Source organism: Parabacteroides sp. merdae-related_45_40 (assembly GCF_001915675.1).
In genome coordinates, this window is sequence record NZ_MNQY01000076.1 from 1 (window position 1) to 9,954 (window position 9,954).

The following is a 9,954-nucleotide window of genomic DNA, read 5'->3' on the forward strand; positions in this document are numbered from 1 at the left end:
TCTATGGGCTGCAAGTACGGAAATCTATATTCCGCTGTCTGACGAGCACATGTCGCTTGCCGCTTTGGAAAAAGCAATGAAGGACAACAATACGGAAGCCGTTTCTCCAAGTATGTGCTACGCTTATGCCGCTATAGCAGAAGGTGCTCCGTTCATCATGGGTGCTCCTAACCTGTGTGTAGACACTCCCGCCATGTGGGAATTCTCTAAAAAGATGAATGTGCCTATCTCCGGTAAGGACTTCAAGAGCGGACAGACTTTAATGAAGACAGTACTGGCTCCGATGTTCAAAACCCGTATGTTAGGTGTAAGCGGCTGGTTCTCTACCAATATCTTAGGAAACCGTGACGGCGAGGTATTGGACGATCCTGCAAACTTCAAGACAAAAGAGGTCAGCAAGCTATCTGTCATTGACAACATCTTCGAACCCGAAAAATTCCCGGACCTGTATGGAGACGTATATCATAAGGTACGCATCAATTACTATCCTCCCCGCAAGGACAATAAAGAAGCATGGGACAATATCGACATCTTCGGCTGGATGGGTTACCCGATGGAAATCAAGGTAAACTTCCTTTGCCGCGACTCCATCCTAGCTGCCCCTATCGCACTCGACCTGGTGTTGTTCAGCGATCTGGCCCTGCGTGCCGGTATGTATGGTATCCAGACTTGGTTGTCTTTCTTCTGCAAGAGTCCGATGCACGACTTCGAACATCAGCCCGTACATGACCTCTTCCAGCAATGGAGAATGGTTAAGCAGACGTTGCGCGATATGATCGGAGAAAAAGCCCCTAATTATTTGGACTAAAATTCAGGGTAATATAAATTTAGTTTCATAGGGATGAAACTTTTGTTCCATGCCTATGAAACTAAAATTTCATGCTGATGGAATTCTCGATATAACTTTCTCCCGGACGAGGGGGAAAGTTATATTATTTTTATAACTTTGCACACATTTTACTGACAGGATGAAAAGAGTTCCACTAATTCATATTATTATTGCAACAGGCTTGAACGGCGGGAGCCTTGTTAGCTACGCTGATCTGGCTTGCATTGTCGTGCGCCGTATCTCCTACTCTACTTCTTATTATAACCGCGTTATTGATCGGTATTTTTACGATTGCCGGCATCCGTTCGGCAAACGCAGTCGAACCTATTTGGGGAGAAGACCCTTCGCGGGTAGTAGTAGACGAAATGGTAGGTGTCTGGATTCCGCTTTTGGCAGCACCGGCCGGTAACTTGTGGTATGCTCTGGCAGCATTCGCGCTATTCCGCCTGTTCGATATTTTCAAGCCATTGGGTATACGCAAAATGGAATATCTCAAGGGAGGAGTCGGAGTAATGATGGATGATATTTTGGCTGGAATATATAGCCTCATCCTGCTAATAGTTGCAAGATGGTTGATTGGATAAAGAAAAGTGCAAGAGCGTTTTCGGAGAAAGGCGGGATATTCATGTTTATACGAGCCCAATTTTCTTCACAAGTCGCCAGTGCGACAGACTTTCTGGTCACAATCTTGTTGGTTAAATTATTTGGAGTTTATTACGTGTATGCAACCTTCACTGGTTCTGTCTGCGGCGGAATCGTAAATTGCATCATCAATTACAAATGGACATTCAAATCCAAAGAATGCAAGAAACGACATGTAATAGTCAAATATCTACTGGTCTGGATTGGTAGTATCTTATTGAATACCTGGGGAATTTACTTCATGACGGAAACGATCAGCAGGAATCCTTGGGTCCAGGAAACACTGAAACATTATATCGACGACTTGTTCGTCTTTTCCAAGATAGTAGTCTCACTGCTTGTCGGATTTCTTTGGAACTATAATATGCAACGTATCTTTGTCTACAAGAACTGTAGGATCAGGGACCGTTTTCAGAAAGCGAACTCAAAATAAAAACAAAATAGTAATATATGAAATTCAAAGTTTTTAGAGATTGGTTGCAACAGACGATCTACAAGATCATCAACCCGATCGTACATGGAATGATTAAAATTGGGATCACTCCCAATTTTATTACGACAACAGGATTAATCCTGAATATTGTGGCTGCTTGCATATTCCTTTATGCCGGAATGAAAGGAGAACGAGGTGATTTCTACTATATCGGCTGGGGTGGCGGCATCATCTTGTTTGCCGGACTGTTCGACATGATGGACGGACAGGTGGCGCGTATCGGCAAAATGAGTTCCACATTCGGAGCCTTGTACGATTCGGTACTGGACCGCTACAGCGAACTGACGGTTTTCTTCGGGATATGTTTCTACCTGATCAATCAGGGATATGTCATCAGTTCGATCGTCGCTTTCATTGCTTTGATCGGCTCATTAATGGTAAGCTATGTCCGCGCCCGTGCCGAAGGATTGGGACTTGAATGCAAAGTCGGTTTCATGCAACGTCCCGAACGCGTAGTGTTGACCGGATTAGGGGCTCTCTGCTGCGGTATCTTTGCACCCATGATGGAAAACAACGAGATATTCGAACCGATCATGATATTCGTCATTCCTTTGCTGATCGTTGCGATATTCTCCAACATCACGGCATTCGCACGCCTGAATCATTGTCGTAAACTATTGAGCAGCAAAGATAACGAATGAAAGGAACAATTGTACTCCCGTCAAAGAAGGAGGCAGGGACTGTTATCGGCTTGACAGCGCTGTTTCTTTTGCTGACAGCCGTATGTATCGGATTACGCCCGGAGCATGTGTTCATGGTTGGGCTTTACCTCCTCCTCTTCTTCGCTGGCAAGACAACCCGTAAATTAGCTGTTGCCTTATTGCCATTCGCTCTTTTCGGCATTTCATACGACTGGATGCGTGTTTTCCCAAATTACGAGGCTAACTCGATTGACGTGGAAAACCTATATAATCTGGAAAAAAGCTTGTTCGGTATAAATGATAATGGGAATATCCTAATTCCTTGCGAATATTTCGCGATCCATAATTGCCGGATTGCGGACATCCTTGCAGGTATATTTTATCTCTGCTGGGTTCCTGTTCCGATAGCTTTCGGATTGTGGCTCTATCTCAAGGGATACCGTAATTTGTACCTCCATTTCTCGATGGTATTCCTGTTCGTCAACCTGATTGGCTTTGCCGGATACTATCTCCATCCGGCAGCACCACCTTGGTATGCAATCAATTATGGTTTTGAACCGATACTCGACACACCGGGTAATGTTGCCGGTCTCGGCAGGTTCGACACATTGACCGGCCTTTCTATCTTCGATTCCATCTATGGCCGCAACGCAAACGTATTCGCGGCAGTTCCATCATTACATGCTGCATATATGGTTGTGGCACTATGTTATGCGATTGTCAATAAATGCAATAAATTTGTGATTATCCTGTTTGCCATCATCATGGCGGGAATTTGGGGAACAGCAGTTTACACCTCACATCACTATATTATAGATGTGACATTGGGTATCTGTTGCGCTCTGTTAGGAATCCTGCTTTTCGAAAAAGGATTGATGAAGACAGGCTGGTTCAAAAACTTCTTCAACCGATATTATAATTACATTAAATAATGTACCAATGAAAAAATTTCTTCGTATTGGCACATTATTCATTGCATCTTGACCTTTTTTGAAGTAGCATGACATCCTAACTTTGCCACAAATAAAAGTTAGGATGTCATGTATAAACAAACTCTACCATTATTCCTGTGTATATTCTTGTCTGCATGTGATCTGATCGATTACCATCCGTATGACGGCCGGCTCACCATTTCCGAACGCGATATCAACGACCACAACATCCCGCTTATCGAGGCAGCAACAAAAGATAAAGACACGATCCGCTTCGTCCTGATGGGCGACACCCAACGTAGCTACGACGAGACAGAAGATTTCGTAAAACATATCAATACTAAAAAAGACAGCATCGATTTCATCATACACGGAGGAGACTATACCGAGTTCGGCATGAAGAAAGAGTACGAGTGGACTGTCAATATCCTGTCGAAGCTCGATATCCCGTATGTCGGATTGATCGGTAACCATGACGTCATCGGCAATGGTGACCAGGTTTTCAACAAATTGTTCGGAGAAGAAAACTTTTCCTTTATCGTCCGGGACGTTAAATTCGTTTGCCTCAATACCAATGCGATCGAATACGACTACTCCCACCCTGTCCCTGATTTCGGTTTTCTGAAAGAAGAGCTGCAAGACAGTACCCGGCATTACAGCCGCACGATCGTCGCCATGCATGCACGTCCCGGAAGCGAACAGTTCGATAACAATGTAAAAGACGTATTTCAGCTATATATCCGTGAATTTCCCTCTTTGCTGTTTTGCCTGAACGCACATAACCATCAGTTACAGGTGGAAGACCTTTTTGACGATGGGATCATCTACTACGGCTGTAGCAATATAGCCAAACGTAACTACCTATTATTTACCCTAACCCCGGACGGCTACACGTATGAAATTATCAATTTTTAAATGGATGCTCTTATTTCTTTTCCTGGCCGGCACTTTACAGGCACAGGAGGAAATCGAGGATGATGTGCGATATAAAAAACGCGTAGAAAAATATATATCCAGATGGGAAAAACTCATTCCCCACTATACCAAGCTACAGTTCGCCGGATCAATGGGTATGCTTTCCCTCGGAACAGGTTGGAATTATTATCGTAATCACTGGGAAACAGATGTATATTTGGGGATAGTTCCCCGCAACTCGGATCGCCATGCTATGGCAACTCTTACACTCAAACAGAATTATTACCCTTGGAACATCCATATCGCCGACAAGTTATCTTTCGAACCTCTCGCCTGCGGTGTCTATATCAATACTCTTTTAGATCGTGACTTCTGGGGTAAGCAGCCGGACAAATATCCACAAGGTTACTACTGGTTCTCCACCCGCATCCGTACCCATGTTTTTATTGGAGAGCGATTCACATTGAAGCTAAACACAAAAAAGAGCTGGCATAAATCCATTTCTTTCTTCTACGAGCTCAGTACCTGTGACCTATATCTGATAAACAAGATCGGGAACGGTTATCTGAAACCCAAAGACTATCTAAGCCTCTCGTTCGGCCTCAAACTACAAATCCTATAAAGCAAAAAACGGGAGATGTCATTACGACAGCCTCCCGTTCCCCATAAACTACATAAAACACTTAAAAGAACAAACTTCCATTAGAAGGCAAGACCTAATCGGATGCCCCAGTTATTCAATCCATCGATCGAATAACTCAGGACTTCTCCTTTATTGGTTGCATAATTATAGTAGGCAGCGACATGCAGACCGATCTGTTTCTGAGGTGTAAAATACATAGTCATACCGATTTCGGGAGATACATAGAAACCCCAATTACGGTCGTATACTTTCATTACATTCATATAAGTCGACATTTCACTATAGCTTGCACCTAACTGCACACCAGCATAAGGCTGGAACTGGCTTTCGGGAGCTACGTTGTAACGAAAAGCTGCACCAAAAGGCAACTGAAAGATAGAATGCTGCTGATCAGAAGTGATGGCCGATGTAGAACTTACCGGCAACGTCTGACGGTCGATATACTTATTGTTGGTATGATAAGAGATAAATGCACCTACCGAGAAATTAGGAATTACATAATAACCGGCTTCCGCATGTGCACCCCAACCACTTGTCTTGTCTGAGAAATCCTGGCTGAACGGAGAATTAATCTGCCAGTCAACATTAAAATACATGTTCTTTACAACCTGGGCACCAGCCAGGGAAGGTATCGCTAAACAGGCAACAAGTAAAGCGATTAATTTTATTGATTTATATATCTTTTTCATAAGACTCAAATTTATCTAATTCGCGTTTAATTATTTTTTCAGGTACGGTGACTGTACAAAAGCCTGCTCAATAGCACGAGTAGAAAGTTCGATATTTACCTTGTCGGAACCGGACAGCAAGCCAGTCATGTAAGCAGTCCAAAGAACCGGAAGTTTAGCATCTGCAGATTTTGGCAGCGGAGCTTTCAAATTGACCAGTTCAACCAATAAAGAACCTACGCTATAGCTGTATACAACAGGATACGGATAATACCATCCATTCCATGCGCCAGTCCAATTACCCCAGTAGCCATACCACCAGTTATATCCCGGATACCCCCACCACCAGTAAGGATTGTCATGATAGTTTGTAAAGTAATTTACATTTTTCACAAAAGAAACCTGCAAACCCAAATCCGCAGATTCTTTATCCGATGCACGTGTGTAACCACGGCCTTCCATGCCACTAACCAAAGTAGAGACGATATCGTCAGCTTCTGTTGCACTCCAGAATTCCGGTTTTTCACTGCTACCGATAACCATTACACTATCAGGGATGTAGAAAGTTGTAAAGGATTCGAAATTAGCATCCTTGTTGTGATCAGTGAATACTACGAAATCATCGCTTAGTTTTGACATGTCTGGATCCTTCTGGCAAGACGCCAGTAAAAGAACCAATAAGAAAAAAGGAAGAATCTTTTTCATCTCATTCAACGTTTAAAACAGTTTATACTATTATTTATGCACTTATATATAAGTTACTATTTAAACAACATGAACTAAAAAAGGTTTGCATTCTCCCTTTTCAAGAGTGTTAATTAACTTGTCTGAAGATTTTAGAACGGTTATAAACGACTGTTAATGAACACAGCAATCTCGTGTATTATCCAGTGATAAGGCCGTCCATTCTTAGTGGACAGTAGTGCATCGGGGTATATTTTAATCCATCTGTTTCCTGTTCTTCAGAAGTCTTTGAAAAGCCTAAACTTTCATAGAACTTCACAGCGTATGACGATGAATTGACAGTTATCTGCATTTGAATTTATTTCATTTGCTCAGATTCTTTGCCATCCAAAAATTGGTGAGAGAAAGCTGATTTGCTCTCCGTTTTTGTTCTTCCGTTACTATATACCCCCTTTGTTCAAAGAATGGACGGGCTGTTAAACTTACTTCTGATGTAATCCGTATGATTCCTGTTGCAGTTGCATACCGTTCTATTTCATTTAGAAGTATCGTAGCAATACCTTTACCTTGAAAATCTTTATGAACAAACATAGAATGCAAATAACCTTGTTGGGTAATGGATGCAAAGCCGACAACCTGTAACTGTTGATTAGTTGCTACAATGAAAAAATGCGTTCTAATCATTTCTTTTATATGGGAGATATCGTTTCCGCACGATGCCCAATCTTCCACTTCTGCTTTTGAATAATCACGCCTGTTTATATTGAGGACTGTATCTTGAAATAAGTCTTTGAGCTCAAGGACATCAGCAGGTTGGGCAATTCTAATTGTAAAATCTGTATTCATATTCTTAACACTCATATTATCTATGGCAAGGTTTTATATACTTGATAATTGCTATTTATCAATAGTTATCAAACACTACAATACAAATATATGGATATTTCTCAGATAAACATGTTTTATTACCGGTTTATGTTTAAGTAGATGTGTTTATCGTCAAAAAAAGGGATGCCCGGCTTTCGGACATCCCTTTCTTGATTCTGCTTTCTATTATTTCTTATCGCAAAGTTCCTTGCTGTGCTTCCTGTACCATTTTTGAGTTGGGAAGGATAAGGATTTCTACTCGGCGGTTCAAAGCACGTCCCTCAGGAGTGCTGTTATCGGCAACCGGTTCATGTACTCCCTTGCCTTCATAAGTCATGCGCTTACTGCTCACACCTTGGTCTTCCATCAGATAATCGAATACGCTCTTTGCACGTTTTTCTGACAACGTCTGATTATAATCAACTTTTCCTGTATTATCCGTATGTCCTATGATTTTTATGTCCGTATCCGGATTTGCATTCAAACTGGCAGCCAAGTCACGCAACGCACTCTTGGAAGCGGCACTGACAGTACTTGAATTGGTTGCGAACAAGATACCCGAATCAAACGTAACCTTCAGTGCCTCGCCATTATTAATGGTTTCGACAGTCGTTTCTTCCGGCAGCGTAGCTTCCAATTCCTTCTTTTGTTTGTCCATCTTCTTACCGATCAAAGCACCTGCAGTACCACCCACGGCAGCACCGATTATCGAACCCAATGCAGTATTACCAGCCAAAGCACCGACTCCGGCACCTACTGCCGCACCTCCGCCGACTCCGATAGCCGTACCTTTAGCGGTATTGTTCCATGTTCCACAACTCGTAAAAACGACTGCCATACAAAGCAGTAAAACTGATAACAACTTAAAATTTCTCATCTTCTTATTCTTTTATAAACTATATTGTAACTATACAACAGTCTATTAATCGAACATGTTGATGGAATCGCAATATTCAAGTTCTCCCTGTACAATAAAAGTGATGTCTTCAGGTGAGAACTTGCCTACACCGTCTTTTTGCGCATTCTTTACAACAAACCCGATCAATTCATCTTCATCAATATCAATTTCAGCATTGTCATCGGAATTTTCATCAAGGAAACCCTTCGACTCATAAAATTCATAAATCAGATCCACAATATAATTAATATCGTCATTACTGAATTTTCCTTTCAATTCCTGGGGAAGATAGTTCTGGATAAATGCTACAGAATCATCTTCATCATAAATTAAATCATCTTTGTCACTCATATCTTTTTAATTTTTGGTTGATAGATGCTACAAACATAAACAAAAATATTCGTTATCCATACAGGTACTCAAAAAAATCAATTCGAATCTTAAACAGGTTCCTAATGCATAGCTTTACGAGGACTAACCCTATGCATTAGCCTCCGTAACGCATAGGGTTAAGTTGAACCACCTTTTACCGCTTCTGCAAGCAATTATCACAACATCCGCATCGTGTCCCTTCCATACCGAAATATTCGGAAATAAACTCCTGACGGCAACCGTGAGTCTCAAGATATTCCGCCACCTTTTCAATTCGCATTTTGAAAGCAGCCAAACGATTTTCATAAGATGCAGTCGTAATGACAAGACGGTCCAAAGGGACGCGGATCATCTTAAAAGTGATCCGGGGTTCTTTTCGAGGAGGGACATAATAGAAGCCGACATTTCGCAGATATCCCAGTACTTTCGCCACCATACGCGCTTCCAGTCCGGTTCTTCTTGCCAACATATCGACACTGACGAAAACTCCGGCAGAAAAGAGCCCTTCGTAATTCCGTAAAACCTCGACAGCGACTTTGGCGGCCGGAGAATCGTCGTTCAGAAAACGATCCATCGTCCAACGAGGTTGGTCATACCGCAGATAGGGTTGTGAATTAGGATAGGGTTCAAAAGTAAGATAGTTCGACAAAGACAATATTTCAAGAGAAGAGCGCAAACGGCCCTTATCGAAATGCCAGCTTCTCAAAAACTCCGGTTCATCCAGATAGACAGACACGCCTTCCCCATCCCCTTCTGCAATCTGAAAACGGTTACACAAAGCTTCATAAACCCGTTTGATATATTCGATTGTCGGGAAAGCATTGGAAGGACGCCTTTTTATATCCGTTATGTCCTGCGGTCCCAACAAAGCGACAGCGTAGGCCCGTTTCCCGTCACGACCAGCACGTCCCGCCTCTTGGTAATAAGCCTCCATCGAGTCAGGAAACTCCGTGTGGATCACCACACGCACGTCCCCTTTATCAATCCCCATTCCGAACGCGTTAGTGGCAACCAGCACACGCGTAAATCCTTTTACCCAATCGGCCTGCCGCTCTGTCTTCAGAACCGGGTCCAGGCCAGCATGGAAATATTCAGCAGAAATGCCCGCCGCCCGTAATTTTCCGGCATATTCTTCCACTCCTTTGCGGGTACGGCTGTAGATCACCGCGGAGCCGGGTACGGCAGATAAGATATGACAAATTTCCTTTAATTTATTGTCTGTCTTACGAACTACAAACGAAAGATTCTTCCGCTCGAAAGAGGTCTTGAATATCCTATATCCTTTGCGAAAATGGAGCTGCTCGCAGATATCGGCAACCACAGCTGCCGTGGCTGAAGCTGTTACGGCAATTACCTGAACATGCGGTATG

Annotated in this window: 13 protein-coding genes and 1 pseudogene; 7 read left to right on the plus strand and 7 right to left on the minus strand. The window is 42.7% G+C overall.

Annotation, left to right across the window (positions count from 1 at the left end):
* From BHV83_RS10510 to BHV83_RS10540, 7 genes and pseudogenes are all read left to right on the plus strand, one after another.
* A partial coding sequence (locus BHV83_RS10510) for an inositol-3-phosphate synthase (RefSeq protein WP_286757497.1) occupies positions 1-808 on the plus strand: 808 nt, incomplete at its 5' end.
* 160 nt (positions 809-968) lie between these two features.
* Positions 969-1,413, plus strand: a pseudogene (locus tag BHV83_RS10515) (phosphatidylglycerophosphatase A family protein).
* The gene (locus tag BHV83_RS10520; protein ID WP_122121349.1) at positions 1,398-1,904 is read left to right on the plus strand and encodes a GtrA family protein; all 507 of its coding nucleotides are present in this window, start codon (positions 1,398-1,400) and stop codon (positions 1,902-1,904) included. Before BHV83_RS10515 ends, BHV83_RS10520 begins: the two are co-directional and overlap by 16 nt.
* 17 nt (positions 1,905-1,921) lie before the next feature.
* Positions 1,922-2,605, plus strand: coding sequence for a CDP-alcohol phosphatidyltransferase family protein (locus tag BHV83_RS10525; RefSeq protein ID WP_005647170.1), 684 nt, complete (start codon positions 1,922-1,924; stop codon positions 2,603-2,605).
* The gene (locus tag BHV83_RS10530) at positions 2,602-3,537 is read left to right on the plus strand and encodes a phosphoinositol dihydroceramide synthase (RefSeq protein WP_005635208.1); all 936 of its coding nucleotides are present in this window, start codon (positions 2,602-2,604) and stop codon (positions 3,535-3,537) included. The genes BHV83_RS10525 and BHV83_RS10530 overlap by 4 nt, the downstream gene beginning before the upstream one ends.
* 108 nt (positions 3,538-3,645) lie before the next feature.
* Positions 3,646-4,452 carry a metallophosphoesterase family protein gene (locus tag BHV83_RS10535; protein WP_005648730.1) on the plus strand — a complete coding sequence of 269 codons (807 nt, stop codon included), beginning with the start codon at positions 3,646-3,648 and terminating at the stop codon, positions 4,450-4,452.
* Positions 4,433-5,074, plus strand: a complete 642-nt coding sequence (locus BHV83_RS10540; protein WP_173022552.1) for a hypothetical protein — start codon at positions 4,433-4,435, stop codon at positions 5,072-5,074. Before BHV83_RS10535 ends, BHV83_RS10540 begins: the two co-directional genes overlap by 20 nt.
* An 80-nt stretch (positions 5,075-5,154) precedes the next feature.
* Here the strand turns inward: BHV83_RS10540 and BHV83_RS10545 are convergent, their stop codons facing one another.
* From BHV83_RS10545 to BHV83_RS10575, 7 genes are all read right to left on the minus strand, one after another.
* Positions 5,155-5,784 (minus strand): outer membrane beta-barrel protein, encoded by a 630-nt coding sequence (locus BHV83_RS10545; RefSeq protein WP_005647174.1) that lies wholly within the window; start codon positions 5,782-5,784, stop codon positions 5,155-5,157.
* 30 nt (positions 5,785-5,814) lie between these two features.
* Entirely contained in the window at positions 5,815-6,468 is a 654-nt protein-coding gene (locus BHV83_RS10550; RefSeq protein ID WP_005635216.1) for a DUF4136 domain-containing protein, read from the minus strand.
* Between the two features lie 178 nt (positions 6,469-6,646).
* Complete coding sequence (locus BHV83_RS10555; RefSeq protein WP_227226112.1) at positions 6,647-6,799, minus strand: GNAT family N-acetyltransferase; 153 nt, start codon at positions 6,797-6,799, stop codon at positions 6,647-6,649.
* Positions 6,800-6,810: 11 nt separating this feature from the next.
* Positions 6,811-7,293: a GNAT family N-acetyltransferase gene (locus BHV83_RS10560; protein WP_005647176.1), complete on the minus strand. Its 483-nt coding sequence runs from the start codon at positions 7,291-7,293 to the stop codon at positions 6,811-6,813.
* Positions 7,294-7,507: 214 nt separating this feature from the next.
* The gene (locus BHV83_RS10565) at positions 7,508-8,191 is read right to left on the minus strand and encodes a YiaD family glycine zipper/OmpA-like lipoprotein (protein WP_005647177.1); all 684 of its coding nucleotides are present in this window, start codon (positions 8,189-8,191) and stop codon (positions 7,508-7,510) included.
* A gap of 45 nt (positions 8,192-8,236) precedes the next feature.
* Positions 8,237-8,563, minus strand: a complete 327-nt coding sequence (locus BHV83_RS10570) for a hypothetical protein (protein ID WP_005635220.1) — start codon at positions 8,561-8,563, stop codon at positions 8,237-8,239.
* 175 nt (positions 8,564-8,738) lie between these two features.
* Positions 8,739-9,954: RecQ family ATP-dependent DNA helicase (locus tag BHV83_RS10575; protein ID WP_286757498.1), on the minus strand; the 1,216-nt coding region annotated here is incomplete at its 5' end.